Annotated in this window: 16 protein-coding genes and 1 tRNA gene; 11 read left to right on the top strand and 6 right to left on the bottom strand. The window is 65.4% G+C overall.

Annotated elements, in window-relative coordinates; all coding sequences use genetic code 11:
• Positions 1 to 16 precede the first annotated feature (16 nt).
• Positions 17 to 844 carry a DUF2236 domain-containing protein gene (locus J3E61_RS28750; protein WP_210086179.1) on the top strand — a complete coding sequence of 276 codons (828 nt, stop codon included), beginning with the start codon at positions 17 to 19 and terminating at the stop codon, positions 842 to 844.
• A gap of 25 nt (positions 845 to 869) precedes the next feature.
• On the opposite strand, the gene J3E61_RS28745 is transcribed toward J3E61_RS28750, so the two are convergent.
• Complete coding sequence (locus J3E61_RS28745) at positions 870 to 2,354, bottom strand: cellulase family glycosylhydrolase (RefSeq protein ID WP_210086739.1); 1,485 nt, start codon at positions 2,352 to 2,354, stop codon at positions 870 to 872.
• Between the two features lie 525 nt (positions 2,355 to 2,879).
• Between J3E61_RS28745 and J3E61_RS28740 the strand changes: the two genes are divergently transcribed.
• The 3 genes from J3E61_RS28740 to J3E61_RS28730 all read left to right on the top strand — a co-directional run bounded on the left by J3E61_RS28740 (position 2,880) and on the right by J3E61_RS28730 (position 4,796).
• The gene (locus tag J3E61_RS28740) at positions 2,880 to 3,275 is read left to right on the top strand and encodes a VOC family protein (protein ID WP_210086178.1); all 396 of its coding nucleotides are present in this window, start codon (positions 2,880 to 2,882) and stop codon (positions 3,273 to 3,275) included.
• Between the two features lie 79 nt (positions 3,276 to 3,354).
• On the top strand, positions 3,355 to 4,107 hold the full coding sequence (locus J3E61_RS28735; RefSeq protein ID WP_192723178.1) for a cutinase family protein: 753 nt from the start codon (positions 3,355 to 3,357) through the stop codon (positions 4,105 to 4,107).
• A 230-nt stretch (positions 4,108 to 4,337) separates the two neighbouring features.
• Positions 4,338 to 4,796, top strand: a complete 459-nt coding sequence (locus tag J3E61_RS28730) for a hypothetical protein (RefSeq protein ID WP_192723179.1) — start codon at positions 4,338 to 4,340, stop codon at positions 4,794 to 4,796.
• A gap of 53 nt (positions 4,797 to 4,849) precedes the next feature.
• Here J3E61_RS28730 and J3E61_RS28725 read toward each other — a convergent pair.
• From J3E61_RS28725 to J3E61_RS28710, 4 genes are all read right to left on the bottom strand, one after another.
• Positions 4,850 to 4,924 (bottom strand) — tRNA-Val (locus tag J3E61_RS28725).
• Between the two features lie 45 nt (positions 4,925 to 4,969).
• Complete coding sequence (locus J3E61_RS28720) at positions 4,970 to 5,434, bottom strand: redoxin domain-containing protein (protein ID WP_192723180.1); 465 nt, start codon at positions 5,432 to 5,434, stop codon at positions 4,970 to 4,972.
• On the bottom strand, positions 5,434 to 5,859 hold the full coding sequence (locus J3E61_RS28715) for a DUF3052 family protein (RefSeq protein ID WP_192723181.1): 426 nt from the start codon (positions 5,857 to 5,859) through the stop codon (positions 5,434 to 5,436). Before J3E61_RS28715 ends, J3E61_RS28720 begins: the two co-directional genes overlap by 1 nt.
• Before the next feature lie 104 nt (positions 5,860 to 5,963).
• Positions 5,964 to 6,506 carry a hypothetical protein gene (locus tag J3E61_RS28710; protein ID WP_192723882.1) on the bottom strand — a complete coding sequence of 181 codons (543 nt, stop codon included), beginning with the start codon at positions 6,504 to 6,506 and terminating at the stop codon, positions 5,964 to 5,966.
• Between the two features lie 193 nt (positions 6,507 to 6,699).
• Between J3E61_RS28710 and aceE the strand changes: the two genes are divergently transcribed.
• From aceE to J3E61_RS28675, 7 genes are all read left to right on the top strand, one after another.
• Complete coding sequence (aceE, locus tag J3E61_RS28705) at positions 6,700 to 9,489, top strand: pyruvate dehydrogenase (acetyl-transferring), homodimeric type (RefSeq protein WP_210086177.1); 2,790 nt, start codon at positions 6,700 to 6,702, stop codon at positions 9,487 to 9,489.
• A gap of 39 nt (positions 9,490 to 9,528) precedes the next feature.
• Positions 9,529 to 10,815, top strand: coding sequence for a helix-turn-helix domain-containing protein (locus J3E61_RS28700; protein WP_192723183.1), 1,287 nt, complete (start codon positions 9,529 to 9,531; stop codon positions 10,813 to 10,815).
• Positions 10,816 to 10,954: 139 nt separating this feature from the next.
• Positions 10,955 to 11,887, top strand: a complete 933-nt coding sequence (locus tag J3E61_RS28695) for an ACP S-malonyltransferase (RefSeq protein ID WP_210086176.1) — start codon at positions 10,955 to 10,957, stop codon at positions 11,885 to 11,887.
• Between the two features lie 62 nt (positions 11,888 to 11,949).
• Positions 11,950 to 12,249: an acyl carrier protein gene (locus J3E61_RS28690; RefSeq protein ID WP_015307814.1), complete on the top strand. Its 300-nt coding sequence runs from the start codon at positions 11,950 to 11,952 to the stop codon at positions 12,247 to 12,249.
• Entirely contained in the window at positions 12,246 to 13,496 is a 1,251-nt protein-coding gene (locus tag J3E61_RS28685) for a beta-ketoacyl-ACP synthase (protein WP_192723185.1), read from the top strand. The genes J3E61_RS28690 and J3E61_RS28685 overlap by 4 nt, the downstream gene beginning before the upstream one ends.
• Positions 13,497 to 13,520: 24 nt before the next feature.
• The gene (locus tag J3E61_RS28680; RefSeq protein WP_192723186.1) at positions 13,521 to 14,783 is read left to right on the top strand and encodes a beta-ketoacyl-ACP synthase; all 1,263 of its coding nucleotides are present in this window, start codon (positions 13,521 to 13,523) and stop codon (positions 14,781 to 14,783) included.
• A 65-nt stretch (positions 14,784 to 14,848) separates the two neighbouring features.
• A complete protein-coding gene (locus J3E61_RS28675; RefSeq protein WP_192723187.1) occupies positions 14,849 to 16,270 on the top strand; it encodes an acyl-CoA carboxylase subunit beta in 1,422 nt (473 codons plus the stop codon).
• Between the two features lie 4 nt (positions 16,271 to 16,274).
• On the opposite strand, the gene J3E61_RS28670 is transcribed toward J3E61_RS28675, so the two are convergent.
• The gene (locus J3E61_RS28670; RefSeq protein WP_210086175.1) at positions 16,275 to 17,060 is read right to left on the bottom strand and encodes an alpha/beta hydrolase; all 786 of its coding nucleotides are present in this window, start codon (positions 17,058 to 17,060) and stop codon (positions 16,275 to 16,277) included.
• Between the last annotated feature and the right edge of the window lie 44 nt (positions 17,061 to 17,104).

The following is a 17,104-nucleotide window of genomic DNA, read 5'->3' as shown; positions in this document are numbered from 1 at the left end:
TGGTCTACTCGGTTTCATGAGGCTGGGCCCGCCCCGGCGTCCGACCAGGGTCGCCGACTTGCTGAACCCCGCCGCGGTGCTGCTGCCTGCGGCGAATGTGATCATGCAGTTGGCCGCACCCGCGATCGGGTACGGCGTGCTGGAGAGCCCCGTCGACAGCGGCAACGTGTACAAGCATCCGTTGAAGCGCTCCCGCACCACCGGCTACTACCTGGCCGCCGCGACCGTCGGCACCGACGCGGACCGCGCACTTGTCCGCAAAGAGATCGACAAGGTGCATGCCATGATCCGGTCGACCGCATCGAGTCCGGTTTCCTACAACGCGTTCAACCCTCGACTGCAGCTCTGGGTCGCCGCCTGCCTGTACCGCTATTACATCGATCAGCACGAATTTCTCTACGGCCCACTGGACGAGGCGGCCGCCGATGCGGTGTACCAGGACGCCAAGAAGCTCGGCACCACACTGCAAGTGCGCGAAGACATGTGGCCCGCCGACCGGGTGGCGTTCGACGCCTATTGGAAGAGTTCGCTCGAGGACCTTCGGATCGACCCGCCGGTGCGCGAGCACCTGTACGGCGTTGCAACAGCGGCATTTCTGCCGACCCCGCTTCGGCAACTCGTCGGCCCGGTGAACCTGTTTGCGACGACGGGATTCCTGCCGCAGGAGTTCCGCACGCACATGCGGCTGCCGTGGACGCCTGAACACCAACGACTGTTCGAGATGCTGTTGATGACGCTGCGCATCGCCGATCACGTTATCCCCCGCGACTTTTGGCTGTTCTGGTACGGGCTGTACCTGCGCAGCATGCGAACCAGGGCACGCCTAGGCAGGCGGGTCATCTGACCCGCCTGCCTTGACGCCCCTCGAATTATTTCGTTGCGGTCGACGAGCCGGAACTCGTGGAACCGGTGCTACCGCTTGTGGATCCGGTGCTGCCACTGGTGGTGCCCGTTGAGCTCGTCCCGGTCGAGTTGGTAGCGGTCGACCCGGTAGAGGTGCTCGACGTGCCGGTCGTGGCAGTCGACGTCGTGCCCGTCGACGTGGTGCCCGTCGTAGACGTCGTGCCCGTCGAGGTCGTACCTGTCGTAGCCGTCGGCTCAGAGGTCGCCGTCGCCGGAGTCGCTGTCGCCGTAGCCGTTGGCGCCGTTGATGTTTCGGTCGTCGGCGCCGTCGTGGTCAGCGTGCTCTGCGGCACCTCCGTCGCAGCCATCGGCGCCACCGCGGTGGTCGTCGATGCAGTCGGGGTCGTTGACGTCGTCGTCGCAGTACCCGTCGAGGCTGCCAGAGTGACCGAACTCGGCGGCGGTGACTGCGGATGCGTCGCCGTCCACTGCTGGATCACATTCGCGGCCGGCTTTCGGGACCAGTCGGTACGCAGCACACCGAACGTGTCCTGATCGTCGGTGCTTCCCGTCTGCCGGTCACGCGTGGTGTAGATGAACGACGGCCCGGTGTAGTCGAAGCTGCTCCAGGTGTTCAGGAAGTTCGAGATGAATGAGGCCTGGGTTGCCTCACTGACAACCGATGTCGGCTCGCCGTACTCCGAGGCCCAAATCAGTTTGTCGCCATCACCGTTCGCGACCATCTCCTGGTGCATCAGGTCGAGTTGATTGATCGGCGAGGCGGGACCATATGGCCTGCCCTGCCCGAACGGAACCTGGTACTGGTATGGGTGATAGGACAGCGCGTCGAAATAGCCCTGCGCCCCGGCGTCGTACATGCCCTGCACGTACTTGGCCGGGCTGATGGCGAGGTTCGGATAGTCGGTGACCCAACCGACCACGCCCCCGATGACGGTGGCGTTCGGATCGGCCTCTTTGATGGCGGGATAAGCGGCCTGCAGCAGCTGGGTGTATTCAGCCGGGTCCGGTGATGGATACCAGAAGGTCGCGGCGTTGGGTTCGTTCCAAATCTCATAGGCCGATACCTTGCCGGCGTAGCGTTCTGCCACTGCGCCAACGAATTCCGCATATTCCGCCGTCGATGCGGGCGGGCTCGCGGGAGCGGGCTGCCCGGGTTCGGTGGCCCAGGCCGGCGTCGAGTTCAGCACGCCGAGAATGCCCATGTCGCGCTCATATGCCGAGTTGACGAGCGCATCGACCTTGTTCCAGTAGAAAAAGTCGTTCTGCAGCTCGATGCCGTTCCACGGGATCAGGATCCGGACGTTCTGCACGCCCATCGCCTGCATCTCGTCGAGCGTCCGGTCGATGTCGGCCTGTGACATCCCGATCAGGTCCGAGTCCGCGAACCCGACCGTGGTGTTGGATGTGTTGATGGCTGCCACGGTGGCGTAGGGCAGCACGACAGGCCCCGAGCCACCGGCCATCAACAGACTTGCGGCCCCGGCGGACATGACCGCTGAGGCCGTAATTGCAATACCGATCTTGACTACGGGCCGCCCAAGCTGGCCCTTCTTCTCCCTTTGCCGCACGAGTATCCCCATTTCGTGATCCATTGCTTACCGGCCCCCGCACCGGCTCCATCGATACAATTCTTTGGTTCCCAGCAACGACAACGTTTAATCACGCTCGCAAGAAGTTTTTGCCATCAGAGCTGCGCGTTTCCTGTAGAGGATGCGCGCACCTGAAACATCAGAAGCGTCAATTTGAAATGGTGGCAAAGGCCCGACTCTTTAGTTGGAGAAACTAGACAGCACCTGAAACGTGCGCGAATTCGTTTGCTGGACAGCAATGATCATGGTTGCGTTCCGGATAGGCAAACCGCCGCGAAATTTGCCGCGACGCACGCGGAGGGGACGTTGCACGGTCAAGGACCGTCGCGTTTGCCCGCTCGAGGGTCAATGATCAGTGGTGAACCGGGTCACGTCCGGTGACGTATGTAGATCGTCTTTCTCGATGTGAACAGTGAGGAGTCCACGATGGCCTTCCCGGCCCTCAACCACGTCGCGCTCACAGTGCGCGATCTCGACGTCAGCGGACCTTGGTACAAAACGCTGATCGGAACCGATCCCGTGCTCGACGAGCACACCGACGCCGGTTTCCGGCATCTGGTCTGGGCGTTCGACAACGGCACGCTGTTCGGTATCCACCAGCACGACCGCGACATCGAGGGTGGGCAGTTCACCGAGTTCCGTGCGGGGCTGGATCACGTCGGATTCGGCTGCGCCAGCCGCGCCGAGCTGCAGGAGTGGGCCGAGAAGCTCAACGGCCTCGGCATCGAACACGGCGGGATCGTCGACGCACACTATGGGTCGGGCGTCAGTTTCCGCGACCCGGACGGCAACGCGCTGGAGTTCTTCGCGCCGCCGGAGTGATGGCGATCGCGGCTCGCAGTTACCGCGCCGCTTGGCCACAGATGCGAACCCACTCGCGGTTTCTCGGTAATATCTGCCGATGAGCAACCGTCTGCGACGCGCCGGCCTCGGCGCCGCCGCTGTGCTGGCCGCCGGTGCTGCGCTGATCGCGCCAAGCGCCCTCTCGCCCGCTGTGCCGTTGGCCAGCGCCGACGACTGCCCGGACATCGAGGTGACCTTCGCCCGCGGCACCGACGAACCGGTCGGCCTCGGGCGCGTGGGCCAGGCCCTCGTGGACGCGCTGCGTGAGCAGACCGGCATGAACATCGGTGCGTACGCGGTGAACTACAAGGCGAGCCTGCTCCAGTTGCACACCGACGACGGCTCTAAGGACGCCGTAGCGCACATCAAATCCATGGCCGACAAATGCCCGAACACGCCGCAGGTGCTTGGCGGATATTCGCAGGGCGCGTCGGTGGTGGACATCGTCACCGGCAATTCGGTAGGCGGTCTGCTCAGGGGCACTACGCTGCCCGCCCAATACGCCGACAACGTCGCGGCGGTCGTCACCTTCGGCAATGTGGGCGACCGCAGCGGTTCACCGATAACGACCCAGAGTTCTCTGCTGGGTGCCAAGGCGATGGATCTGTGCAATCCCGCTGACCCGATCTGTCACGCCGGCCCCGGCAACGAATGGAGCGGACACACCGAGGGCTACGTACCCGTCTACACCGATCAGGCGGCGAGCTTCGTCATCGCGAATCTCTTGGGCGCCCAACTTCCGACGACGTCAGGGCCTTATGCGACGCTTGCACCCTCCACGGCGGCCGAAGCGCCCCTGGCTCTCCACTGACGGGCACAACGGCCCACCTCGATGAGGCTGGTGGGCGCGGAGGGTATCGAACCGCCGACCACTGGTGGGTAACTCCCTGTCCAGATCACCACCCAGTACCGAGGTGGAACCCAGTTGAACTGCCCAGCAAGAAACCACCAAGGCGTCCGCTGCAGCCTTCCGGATGACCAGCCACCCCGAACCGCCAACAGCGAAACGGCACCTACCCGGACAAGAGAGACAGCACGCCAATGAAAACGAAGACGCTTGCGAGACCGATCGCAGCGGTCATCGCGACCACCATCGCCGTGGCTGCCTGCTCCACTATCGGCGCACCCTCCGCGTCGGCCGACCCACAACCGACTCTGGGTCGTGCCTGGAACCCGAACACCAAGGGCTACGGAACGGTAGCGCCGACCAATGTCAACAACGGAGGCGACCCGACGGGCGATATCTGGGACATCACATGGTCTTCATGGGGCGGCGAACAGGCCATCGGCACGGGTACTTCCTACGCGATACCGCCGGGGGCCTTCAGCGTCGCACAGTCGGTCAAACAACCGGCGACGATCGTGGCCTACAACCTCGGCAACTGCGACGGCAAGCTGATGTATCAAGCGGCGAAGTGGTACTTCCCCGGCTACGGAGAATCGTTCAATCCAGCCGGGCACTACAACATCTGCACCGGTGACTATGTCGACGGCATCTAACGGAAGTCGCCAATAAACACCCACGATCACACGAAGCTGGCCTCGCTGAATGTTGGTGGGCGCGGACGGTATCGAACCGCCGACCGCTGGTGTGTAAAACCAGAGCTCTACCACTGAGCTACGCGCCCCTGCTCGGGCAGGCTACCGGTCGATGACCTGCAGGTGGAAATCCGTCAGCCCGATCGCAGCGCTTTGAGCGCCTCGGTCCACACGGCTTGATCCCGCGCCTCCCCCGGCTGCTTCATCTCGGCGAACCGGATCACGCCCGACCGGTCCACGACGAACGTGCCGCGGTTGGAAAAACCGGTGTCGTCGTTGAACACGCCGTAGGACTGCGCGACGGCGCCGTGCGGCCAGAAGTCGGACAGCACCGGAAACGTGAAACTGCTCTGCGTCGCCCAAACCTTGTGCGTAGGCGGCGGACCCACCGAAATCGACAGCGTCGCGGTGTCGTCGTTCTGGTAATCCGCCAGGTGGTCGCGGATCTCGTCGAGCTCGCCCTGGCAGATGCCGGTGAACGCCAGCGGAAAGAACACCAGCAGCACATCCTTGACGCCGCGGAAGCTGCTCAGCGTTACGGGCTGGCCGTTCTGGTCCTTGAGCGTGAAGTCCGGCGCCTCGCTACCGACTTCCAGCACTACCGCCTGCCCGCGGCCTTTGACTTGGGCTGCACCAGCCTGCTGGCGATCCAGTCGCCGAGATTGGCCGACGACGTCTGCATCAGGCCCGCTGTCGGCGCCGATTCGGCGATCTCGGCGGGTTGCACGTGGCCCGGCTTGCCCGTCTTCGGCGTCACCACCCAGATCACGCCGTCGTCGGCGAGCGGGGTGATGGCGTCCATCAGGTTGTCCACGAGATCGCCGTCGCCGTCGCGCCACCACAACAGCACCACGTCGATGACCTCGTCGGCGTCCTCGTCGAGCAGCTCGCCGCCGCACGCCTCTTCGATGTCGGCCCGGATGTCGTCGTCGACGTCGGAGTCCCAGCCCAACTCCTGCACAACCTGATCTCGTTGGATGCCCAGTCTGCGGGCGTAGTTCGGGGCGTCATCCGCCGCGACCACGGTCGGTCCTCCTTCAGCCAGCTCGGGCGCACGATGCGCCCGGTGATGTCTCAAGGCCTATCGTCGCACGCCGCGGCCCGAAGACCGACCACCGGCGGGCAGGTTCATCGATATGCCGCGTCGCAGAGGTTCAGCGCGGCGGTCTTGGTGTCGTTCAACTTGGTGATCGCGGCGTTGAATTCTTCGGGGCCGAAATTGCCCGCGATCGCCGCCGCGAGCCCCCTGGCCGCGTCCACCCACGCGCCTAGGGCGTCGCGCAAATTGGGGCTGAGCGGGTCGGAAACGCTGCGACCCACCAGATCGGCGCTGTGGTTGAGCGCATCGATCGCAGGCGGCGCCTTGGCCGCGGCGTCGGCGGCGTTCTTGTTGAACGCGTCGACGTAGTTGTTCACCGCGGTGATCGCGTCGACGCTCGACGAGCTCAGCGCTTCGCACGACGAGTGGACGGCCTGGGTGGTCAGCGATGCCTGGCGTTCGGATTCGCGGGAGCTCGAGCTGGCCGCGGACTCTTCGATCGACGCCGATACCGAGGCCCGGTAGACCGGAGCGTCGGCACGGTCGATCTCCGCGCTGCCCTGCGTGACGCTGGTGCAGCCGACGATGATCATCGCCGAGGCAGCAAGACCGCCGATCACCAGCGCCACGATCCGCAGCCGCTTGCGAGACAGCCCAGCGATCAGCACGGTCTGCAGACGTTACCGGTTTGCACCCCGTTGGACCCTTTAAGTGGGTTCATTCCACTCGGCACCCCCAGCGGTGCAAGTGGGGCACGATGGGACAAAGATGGAGGCAGCTGCGCCGATCGCGTAGCACCTGTAACCGCCTAACAAGGAGCGGAAGTTGACCACCGAGTTCGTGCGCCAAGACCTGGCCCAAAACTCCAGCACCGCAGCCGAACCCGATCGGGTTCGGGTGATTCGGGAAGGCGTCGCATCATATCTGCCCGACATCGATCCGGAAGAGACCGCCGAATGGCTCGAGTCGTTCGACGAATTGCTCGAACGGTCGGGCCCGGCGCGGGCGCGCTATCTGATGTTGCGGTTGCTGGAACGCTCTGGCGAACAGCGGGTGGCCATCCCCGCCCTGACGTCCACCGACTATGTGAACACCATCCCGACCGAACTCGAGCCGTGGTTTCCCGGCGATGAGGACGTCGAGCGCCGCTACCGGGCATGGATCCGGTGGAACGCCGCGATCATGGTGCACCGGGCGCAACGCCCGGGAGTCGGTGTGGGAGGCCATATTTCGACGTACGCGTCGTCGGCGGCGCTGTACGAGGTCGGTTTCAACCACTTCTTCCGCGGTAAGGCTCACCCGGGCGGCGGCGATCAGGTGTTCATCCAGGGCCACGCCTCGCCCGGCGTCTACGCGCGCGCGTTTCTCGAGGGCCGGCTAACCGCTGACCAACTCGACGGCTTCCGCCAGGAGCACAGCCACCCCGGCGGCGGACTGCCGTCGTATCCGCACCCGCGGCTGATGCCCGACTTCTGGGAGTTCCCGACGGTGTCGATGGGCCTCGGCCCGATGAACGCGATCTACCAGGCACGGTTCAACCACTACCTGCATGACCGCGGCATCAAGGACACCTCCGACCAGCACGTGTGGGCATTCCTCGGCGACGGCGAGATGGACGAGCCGGAGAGCCGCGGGCTGATCCAGGTCGCAGCCAACGAGGGCCTGGACAACCTGACCTTCGTGATCAACTGCAATCTGCAGCGCCTCGACGGCCCGGTCCGCGGCAACGGCAAGATCATCCAGGAGCTGGAGTCCTTCTTCCGGGGCGCTGGCTGGAACGTGATCAAGGTGGTGTGGGGCCGCGAATGGGACACGCTGCTGCATGCCGACCGCGACGGCGCACTGGTCAACCTGATGAACACCACCCCCGACGGTGACTACCAGACCTACAAGGCCAACGACGGCGCCTATGTCCGCGACCACTTCTTCGGCCGCGATCCGCGCACCAAGGCGTTGGTCGAGAAGATGTCCGACAGCGAGATCTGGAATCTCAAGCGCGGCGGGCACGACTACCGCAAGGTGTATGCGGCCTACCGGGCGGCCACCGAGCACACGGGCCAGCCGACGGTGATCCTGGCCAAGACCATCAAGGGCTACTCACTCGGCGCGCACTTCCAGGGCCGCAACGCGACGCATCAGATGAAAAAGCTTGCGATAGAAGACCTCAAGTTCTTCCGCGACGCGATCCGCATCCCGGTCAGCGACGAGGAAATCGAGAAGAACCCCTATCTGCCGCCCTACTACCACCCGGGGCCCGAAGCTCCCGAGATTCGGTACATGCTCGAAAGGCGCCGTGCGCTGGGAGGTTTCGTGCCCGAGCGCCGCACCAAGTCCAAGGCGCTGACGCTTCCCGGCCGCGACACCTACAAGGCGCTGAAAAAGGGTTCGGGCAACCAGGAGGTCGCCACCACGATGGCGACGGTTCGCACATTCAAGGAACTGTTGCGGGACAAGGAAATTGGCAAGCGCATCGTGCCGATCATTCCCGACGAGGCCCGCACGTTCGGCATGGACTCATGGTTCCCTAGCCTGAAGATCTACAACCGAAACGGTCAGCTGTACACCAGCGTGGACGCCGAATTGATGTTGGCGTACAAGGAAAGTGAAATCGGCCAGATACTGCACGAAGGGATCAACGAGGCGGGCTCCACGGCGTCGTTCACCGCGGTCGGCACTTCTTACGCCACGCACAACGAGCCGATGATCCCGGTCTACATCTTCTATTCGATGTTCGGCTTCCAGCGCACCGGCGACGGATTCTGGGCGGCCGCCGACCAGATGGCCCGCGGATTCGTCCTCGGCGCCACCGCGGGCCGCACCACGCTGACCGGCGAAGGCCTGCAGCACGCCGACGGCCACTCGCTGCTGCTCGCCGCGACCAATCCGGCAGTGGTGGCCTACGACCCGGCGTTCGCCTACGAGATCGCCTACATCGTGGAGAGCGGCCTGCACCGCATGTACGGCGAGAACCCGGAGAACGTCTACTTCTATATGACGATCTACAACGAGCCCTACGTGCAGCCCGCCGAGCCCGAGGGAATCGACGTGGAAGCGCTGCTGCGCGGCATCTACCTCTACCGCAAGGCGCCGGAGAAGCGCACGCACGTCGCGCAGATCCTCACGTCGGGTGTCGCCATGCCCGAGGCGGTTCGGGCGGCCGAACTGCTCGCCGACGAGTGGGACGTCGCCGCCGACGTCTGGTCGGTGACCAGCTGGGGCGAGCTCAACCGCGACGGTGTGGCCATAGAGAAGGAACGGCTGCGCCACCCCGAGCGTCCGCCGGGCACGCCGTTCGTCACCCAGGCCCTGGCCGAGGCGGCGGGGCCGGTGGTCGCGGTGTCCGACTGGATGCGGGCGGTGCCCGAGCAGATCAGGCCGTGGGTGCCGGGCACCTACATCACGCTTGGCACAGACGGCTTCGGGTTCTCCGACACTCGCCCGGCGGCGCGGCGGTACTTCAACACCGATGCCGAGTCGGTCGTCGTCGGCGTACTCGAGGGCCTCGCGCGCGACGGGAACATCGACGAGTCGGTCGCGGTCGAGGCCGCGCGCAAATACAAGATCGACGATGTGATGGCTGCGGGCGTCTCGTACAAGGACACCGGCAGCGCCTAGTTGGAGGTTTCCTCCAGAAGAGTCGCGTAGCCTTTGGGGATGGCCGACAATCGGTTCATCCCGCCGAAGTCCACGATCGAGGTGCTGGAGACGGTGCCCGACACCGTGCTGCGCCGGCTCAAGCAGTACTCCGGCCGGTTGGCGACCGAGGCCGTGCGCGCCATGGAGGAACGACTGCCGTACTTCGCCGACCTGGAGGCCTCGCAGCGCGCGAGCGTGCAACTGGTGGTGCAGGCGGCGGTGGTCAACTTCGTCGAGTGGATGCGCAACCCGCAGAGCAACGTCAGCTACACGGCGCAGGCGTTCGAGGTGGTGCCGCAGGATCTACGGCGACGCGTTGCGCTGCGGCAGTCGGTCGAAATGGTCCGCGTCACCATGGAGTACTGCGAGGAAGTGGTGCCGCTGCTTGCGCGCTCCGAGGAGCAGTTGACCGCGCTGACGGCCGGAATCCTGCGCTACAGCAGGGATTTGGCGTTCGCCGCCGCCATGGCCTACGCCGACCAGGCCGAGGCGCGCGGCGCGTGGGACACCCGGATGGAGGCCAACGTCGTCGACGCGGTGGTCCGCGGGGACACCGGCCCGGAACTACAGTCGCAGGCCGCCGCGCTGAACTGGGACGCCACCGCGCCCGCGACCGTCATCGTCGGGCTGCCCCAACCCGACCGCGTCGACCTCACCAGCGATGACGTCCACGACGTCGTCAACCGCAACGGTCGTGCCGCCCTTTCCGACGTGCACGGCACCTGGCTGGTGGCCATCGTGTCGGGCGCGCTGGCACCGACGGACAAGTTTCTCTCCGAGCTGCTGGGCGTCTTCGCCGACGGTCCGGTGGTGATCGGGCCGACAGCGCCCACGCTGGGCGCCGCTTACATCAGCGCCACGGAGGCGATCGCGGGGATGAACGCGGTGGCCGGCTGGAGCGGAGCGCCGCGGCCGGTATTGGCACGCGAGTTGCTGCCCGAGCGCGCGTTGTTGGGCGATGCGACGGCCGTCGCAGCGCTGGAAGCCGAGGTGATGCGCCCGCTGGCCGACGCAGGTCCGGCGCTCACCGAGACGCTTGACGCTTATTTGGACTCGGGCGGTGCGATCGAGGCCTGCGCCCGCAAATTGTTCGTTCATCCAAATACCGTGCGCTACCGGCTCAAACGCATCGCCGACTTCACCGGCCGCGATCCCACGCTTCCGCGCGACGCGTACGTGCTGCGGGTCGCCGCGACCGTAGGTCGACTGGGCCGGCAGCCATACCACTCCAGCACGCCAAATACCTCGTCAAGATCGGTTCAGACGACAGGCGCAGCGTGGCAGGGATCACATCGCCCTGCCTGAATTGATCGCGGGATGTTGCAGAGCGGTATCGATGGAGTCCCATCACATGCCTTTTTGTGGGAGTCCCACAAAAACATAAGACGAGGTTCATAATCTCTTACACCGTGCAAAGTCGTCTTCACAGTGTTCTCTTAGAGACGTGCCTCAACAAACTGCGCTTGCCTTGCTTGCGCCCGGCCAGGGCTCCCAGACTCCCGGCATGCTGGCCGCCTGGCTCGAGCTGCCCGGCGCCGCTGAGCGTCTTGCCGCCTGGTCCGAGATCAGCGGCCTTGACCTGGTTCGCCTTGGCACTGCCGCGACCGCCGAGGAGATCACCGACACCGCGGTGACCCAGCCACTCGTGGTGGCCGCGACGCTGCTGGCGCACGAGGAACTGACCCGGCGGGGGCTGCTCAACGATAGGGACACGGTTGTCGCCGGCCATTCGGTCGGGGAGATCGCCGCTTATGCGATCGCCGGTGTGATCTCCGCCGACGATGCGGTCAAGCTGGCCGCCACCCGGGGTTCGGAGATGGCCAAGGCCTGCGCGCTGGAGCCGACGGGCATGTCCGCGGTGCTCGGGGGCGACGAGGCCGAGGTGCTGGCTCGTCTCGAGGCGCTGGATCTTGTGCCGGCCAACCGCAACGCTGCCGGTCAGATCGTGGCCGCCGGCGCGCTGTCCGCCCTGGACAAGCTCGCCGAGGACCCGCCCGCCAAGGCCCGCGTCCGCCAGTTGGCCACTGCCGGTGCCTTCCACACGCACTACATGGCCTCGGCGACCGAGGGATATGCAAAGGCGGCCGAAGCGGTAACAGCCTCGGAGCCCAACACGACACTTCTGTCGAACGCGGACGGGCAGCCCGTCGCCTCGGCAGCGGACGCGATGACCAAACTGGTGGCACAGCTGACCCGCCCCGTGCGGTGGGACCTGTGCACCGAATACCTGCGCGGCGACGCGGAGGTCCGAGTGTCGGCGATCGTCGAGTTCCCGCCGGCGGGGACGTTGGCAGGCATCGCCAAACGTGAACTTCGGGGGGTACCGACGCACGCCGTCAAGTCCCCCGCTGATCTGGACGGGCTAGCAGAGCTCTGACCAGTACAACGAAATAGAGATCGTTAATTCCAGCAGTAACAACCCAATTAGAAGGAGCCATCGTGGCCACCACCCAGGAAGAAATCATCGCCGGCATCGCCGAGATCATCGAAGAGGTCACCGGTATCGAGCCGTCTGAGGTCACCCCGGAGAAGTCGTTCGTCGACGATCTGGACATCGACTCGCTGTCGATGGTGGAGATCGCGGTGCAGACCGAGGACAAGTACGGCGTGAAGATCCCCGACGAGGACCTCGCCGGCCTGCGCACTGTCGGTGACGTCGTCGCCTACATCCAGAAGCTCGAGGAAGAGAACCCCGAGGCCGCTGCGGCGATTCGGGCGCAGATCGCGGAGACCAAGTGACCAAGCCTTCCACTGCTAACGGCGGCTTCCCCAGTGTTGTAGTGACCGCCGTCACGGCAACGACTTCGATCTCTGGGGACATCGAGAGCACGTGGAAGGGCTTGTTGGCCGGCGAGAGCGGCATCCACGTACTCGAGGACGATTTCGTCACCAAGTGGGATCTGCCGGTCCGCATCGGCGGTCACCTCAAGGATCCGGTCGACGACCACATGGGCCGGCTGGACATGCGACGGATGTCGTATGTCCAGCGCATGGCCAAGCTGCTGAGCGGCCAACTGTGGGAGACCGCGGGTGCCCCCGAGGTCGACCCCGACCGCTTCGCAGTGGTCATCGGCACGGGTCTTGGCGGCGGCGAGAAGATCGTCGAAACCTACGACGCGATGAACGAGGGCGGGCCCCGCAAGGTGTCCCCGCTGGCTGTTCAGATGATCATGCCCAACGGGGCGGCAGCGGTGGTGGGCCTTCAGCTGGGGGCCCGCGCCGGCGTCATCACCCCGGTGTCGGCCTGCTCGTCGGGTTCGGAGGCCATCGCCCACGCGTGGCGCCAGATCGTCATGGGTGACGCCGACTTCGCCGTCTGCGGCGGCGTGGAAGGCGGCATCGAGGCGTTGCCGATCGCGACGTTCTCGATGATGCGCGCCATGTCGACGCGAAACGACGACCCCGAAGGCGCGTCGCGGCCGTTCGACAAGAACCGCGACGGCTTCGTGTTCGGCGAGGCGGGCGCAATGCTGGTCATCGAGACCGAGGAGCACGCCAAGGCGCGCGGCGCCAAGCCGCTGGCCAGGCTGCTGGGTGCGGGCATCACGTCCGACGCGTTCCACATGGTGGCTCCGGCCGCCGACGGCGTGCGGGCGGGTCACGCAATGAAGCGTGCGATGGAAACGGCGGGGCTGGAGCCGAAGGACATCAGCCACGTCAACGCCCACGCGACCGCTACCCCGATCGGTGACACGGCCGAGGCGAACGCTCTGCGGGTCGCCGGTGTGGAGCACGCCGCGGTGTACGCCCCGAAGGGTGCGCTTGGCCACTCCATCGGTGCGGTCGGTGCGCTCGAGTCGGTGCTGACGGTGCTCGCGCTGCGCGACGGCGTCATTCCGCCGACACTGAACTATGAGACGCCCGACCCCGAGATCGATCTCGATGTCGTTGCGGGTGAGCCTCGTTATGGCGAATACCAGTACGCCATCAACAACTCGTTCGGCTTCGGTGGCCACAATGTCGCCCTGGCGTTCGGTCGGTACTAGGCGAGAGGAACGTTCGGCACAGTAATGGGAGGACGAACTCAGCTTTCCACGGGGAACGGTTTCCCCAATGTGGTTGTCACTGGCATGGCCATGACGACCGCACTGGCGACCGACGCCGAAAGCACGTGGCAGAAGCTGCTGGACGGCCAGAGCGGTATTCGCAAACTCGAGGATCCGTTCGTCGAGCAGTACAACCTTCCAGTCCGGATAGGTGGCCATCTTCTCGAGGATTTCGACGGCGAGCTCAGCCGAGTTGAGCTGCGTCGGTTGTCGTACCTACAGAAGATGTCCACCGTTCTGGGACGACGGGCCTGGCAGCACGCAGGTGCGCCCGAGGTGGACACCCGCCGCTTGATGGTGTCCATCGGCACTGGTCTTGGCTCGGCCGAGGAATTGGTCTTCGCGTACGACGATATGCGCGCGAAGGGCATGCGAGCCGTGTCCCCGTTGGCCGTGCAGAAGTACATGCCGAACTCGCCCGCGGCCGCAGTCGGCCTCGAGCGGGCAGCCAAAGCCGGTGTCATCACGCCGGTTTCGGCGTGCGCATCGGGCTCCGAAGGCATCGCACACGCGTGGCAACAGATCGTGCTCGGCGAAGCCGACATCGCGATCTGCGGCGGCGTGGAATCGAAGATCGAGGCGGTGCCGATCGCCGGCTTCGCCCAGATGCGAATCGTGTTGTCCACCACCAACGATGACCCGGCAGGCGCGTGCCGACCGTTCGACAAGGACCGCAACGGGTTCGTGTTCGGTGAGGGCGGTGCGCTCATGGTCATCGAGACCGAAGAGCACGCCAAAGCACGCGGCGCGAACATCCTGGCACGCCTGATGGGTGCCAGCGTCACGTCGGACGGCTACCACATGGTGGCGCCCGACCCCAACGGTGAGCAGGCCGGGCACGCGATGTCGCGTGCTATCCAGCTCGCGGGCCTAAAGCCCACTGACATCGACCACGTCAACGCACACGCGACCGGCACCTCGGTCGGCGACGTGGCCGAATCGCATGCGATCAACAACGCGATGGGCGGCCACAAGCCTGCGGTGTACGCACCGAAGTCCGCGCTCGGCCATTCGGTCGGCGCGGTGGGCGCCGTCGAGTCCATCCTGACTGTGCTGGCGTTGAAGAACGGGGTCATCCCGCCGACGCTGAACCTGAAGAATCTCGACCCGGAGATCGACTTGGACGTCGTGCATGGCAGTCCTCGCCCCGGCAATTACCAATACGCAGTGAACAATTCGTTTGGATTCGGTGGGCACAACGTCGCGCTCGCCTTTGGAAAATATTGAGGAAGTACTTCCTCAAGTTTCTAGAGGGCATCCAGCCGACATCCGATGCGCTACAGGAGGTTTCAATGACCATCATGGCCCCGGAGGCTGTCGGCGAGTCGCTTGATCCACGCGATCCGCTGCTGCGCCTGAGCACGTTCTTCGACGACGGCAGCGTGGCGCTGCTGCACGAGCGTGACCGCTCGGGCGTGCTGGCCGCTGCCGGCACCGTGAATGGCGTGCGCACCATCGCGTTCTGCACCGACGGCACCGTCATGGGTGGCGCGATGGGTGTGGAGGGCTGCGCGCACATCGTCAACGCCTACGACACCGCGATCGAGGAACAGAGCCCCATCGTCGGAATCTGGCACTCCGGTGGCGCGCGGCTGGCCGAGGGCGTCAAGGCGCTGCACGCGGTCGGGTTGGTCTTCGAGGCCATGATCCGTGCCTCCGGTTACATCCCGCAGATCTCGGTGGTGGTCGGTTTCGCGGCAGGCGGCGCCGCCTACGGCCCCGCCCTGACCGACGTCGTGGTGATGGCGCCGGAGGGCCGGGTGTTCGTCACCGGCCCCGACATCGTTCGCAGTGTTACCGGCGAGGACGTCGACATGGCGTCGCTCGGCGGCCCCGATACCCACCACAAGAAGTCGGGCGTGTGCCACATCGTCGCCGACGACGAGCTCGACGCTTATGAGCGCGGCCGTCGCCTGGTCGGATTGTTCTGCCAGCAGGGCCATTTCGACCGCAGCAAGGCCGAGTCGGGCGACACCGACCTGCATGCGCTGCTGCCGGATTCGGCGCGGCGCGCCTACGACGTGCACCCGATCGTCGAGGCGCTGCTCGATGACGACGCGCCGTTCGAGGAGTTCCAGGGCAAGTGGGCGCCGTCGATCGTCGTCGGCCTCGGCCGGCTGTCCGGCCGCTCCGTCGGCGTCATCGCCAACAACCCGCTGCGGCTCGGGGGCTGCCTGAACTCCGAAAGTGCCGAGAAGGCAGCGCGTTTCGTGCGGCTGTGCGATGCGTTCGGGATTCCACTGGTGGTCATCGTCGATGTGCCGGGTTACCTGCCCGGTGTCGATCAGGAGTGGGGCGGCGTGGTGCGTCGCGGCGCCAAGCTGCTGCACGCGTTCGGTGAGTGCACGGTTCCCCGGGTCACGCTGGTCACCCGCAAGATCTACGGCGGGGCCTACATCGCGATGAACTCACGGTCGCTCAATGCCACCAAGGTGTTCGCGTGGCCCGACGCCGAGGTCGCCGTGATGGGCGCCAAGGCTGCGGTCGGCATCCTGCACAAGAAGAAGCTCGCCGCCGCGTCGGACGACGAGCGCGAGGCTCTGCATGAGGAACTGGCGGCCGAGCACGAACGGATCGCAGGCGGTGTGGATTCCGCTATCGAGATCGGTGTCGTCGACGAGAAGATCGATCCGGCGCATACCCGCAGCAAGCTGACTCAGGCGCTGGCCGAGGCGCCGCAGCGCCGCGGTCGACACAAGAACATCCCGCTGTAGTCGGTCAGAGGCCGCGGGCGCCCAGCCAACCATCGATGCGTTGCGCCACCGCTTCCCAGTTCGGTTCGAGCATCATGTTGTGTCCCATACCCGGGAAGATTTCGGCTTCGGTGCCGTACGCGCGTGCCGTGGCATGCACTTCTTCCTGAGTGAAGCAACCGTCGCATTCGCCGCCCAAAACCAGTAGCGGGGTGGTGATCCGTTGCGGCTTGGGCAGATTGAGCAACGTGTCGAAAGTAATTCCGCCCGTGAATTCCTCCGTGAGCCGAGCGGTGTAGCGGACGACGTCGGCCTTAGGCGTTTCCGCGGAGAAGAAGTATCGGCGCGCACGCTCGGGTGTGTTGAAACCGTGTAACGACCGAGTCGTGACAGTGGTTCTCACTGAAACCCAAGGGTGCCGTTTCATCTCGCGAGCGAAGAATCCGCGTGCACCCTTCGGCGGCGCGGAGGCCAGCAGCACGCCGGCGGGGGCATCGTGGGACTCGAGATACTTCTGGACCACAAAGCCACCCAGGGAATGCCCGATCACAACGGGCCGGGCGGGCAGGTCGTCGGCAACCGTGCAGACGTCGCTCACGTAGTCCGCCACCCGGCAGAACTGCATGCGTTTGACCGCCGGGCTGCTGCCGTGGCCGCGAACGCTCAGGGCCATCGCGCGATAGCCCTTGTCGGCGAAGAACCCGAGGAAGTGTTCGTCCCAACACCATGCGCCGTGCCATGCGCCATGAATGAAGAGCAGCGGCACCGGGTGCGCCTCACTGACCGCGCCCTTGTCGATTACTTCCAGCATGTGATCAGATTCGCAAGCGTGTCTGGGAGCCGAACGAGTATTTG

Origin of the sequence: Mycobacterium sp. OAE908 (assembly GCF_017872775.1) — a bacterium.
Classification (GTDB): domain Bacteria; phylum Actinomycetota; class Actinomycetes; order Mycobacteriales; family Mycobacteriaceae; genus Mycobacterium.
This window is presented reverse-complemented; position numbering and strand designations above follow the sequence as displayed.

Excerpts from the sequence above, each read along its gene's own strand:
- J3E61_RS28750 (WP_210086179.1), top strand. The coding sequence starts at position 17 with ATGAGGCTGGGCCCGCCCCGGCGTCCGACCAGGGTCGCCGACTTGCTG.
- J3E61_RS28745 (WP_210086739.1), bottom strand. The coding sequence starts at position 2,354 with ATGTCCGCCGGGGCCGCAAGTCTGTTGATGGCCGGTGGCTCGGGGCCT.
- J3E61_RS28740 (WP_210086178.1), top strand. The coding sequence starts at position 2,880 with ATGGCCTTCCCGGCCCTCAACCACGTCGCGCTCACAGTGCGCGATCTC.
- J3E61_RS28735 (WP_192723178.1), top strand. The coding sequence starts at position 3,355 with ATGAGCAACCGTCTGCGACGCGCCGGCCTCGGCGCCGCCGCTGTGCTG.
- J3E61_RS28730 (WP_192723179.1), top strand. The coding sequence starts at position 4,338 with ATGAAAACGAAGACGCTTGCGAGACCGATCGCAGCGGTCATCGCGACC.
- J3E61_RS28700 (WP_192723183.1), top strand. The coding sequence starts at position 9,529 with ATGGCCGACAATCGGTTCATCCCGCCGAAGTCCACGATCGAGGTGCTG.
- J3E61_RS28680 (WP_192723186.1), top strand. The coding sequence starts at position 13,521 with ATGGGAGGACGAACTCAGCTTTCCACGGGGAACGGTTTCCCCAATGTG.
- J3E61_RS28675 (WP_192723187.1), top strand. The coding sequence starts at position 14,849 with ATGACCATCATGGCCCCGGAGGCTGTCGGCGAGTCGCTTGATCCACGC.
- J3E61_RS28670 (WP_210086175.1), bottom strand. The coding sequence starts at position 17,060 with ATGCTGGAAGTAATCGACAAGGGCGCGGTCAGTGAGGCGCACCCGGTG.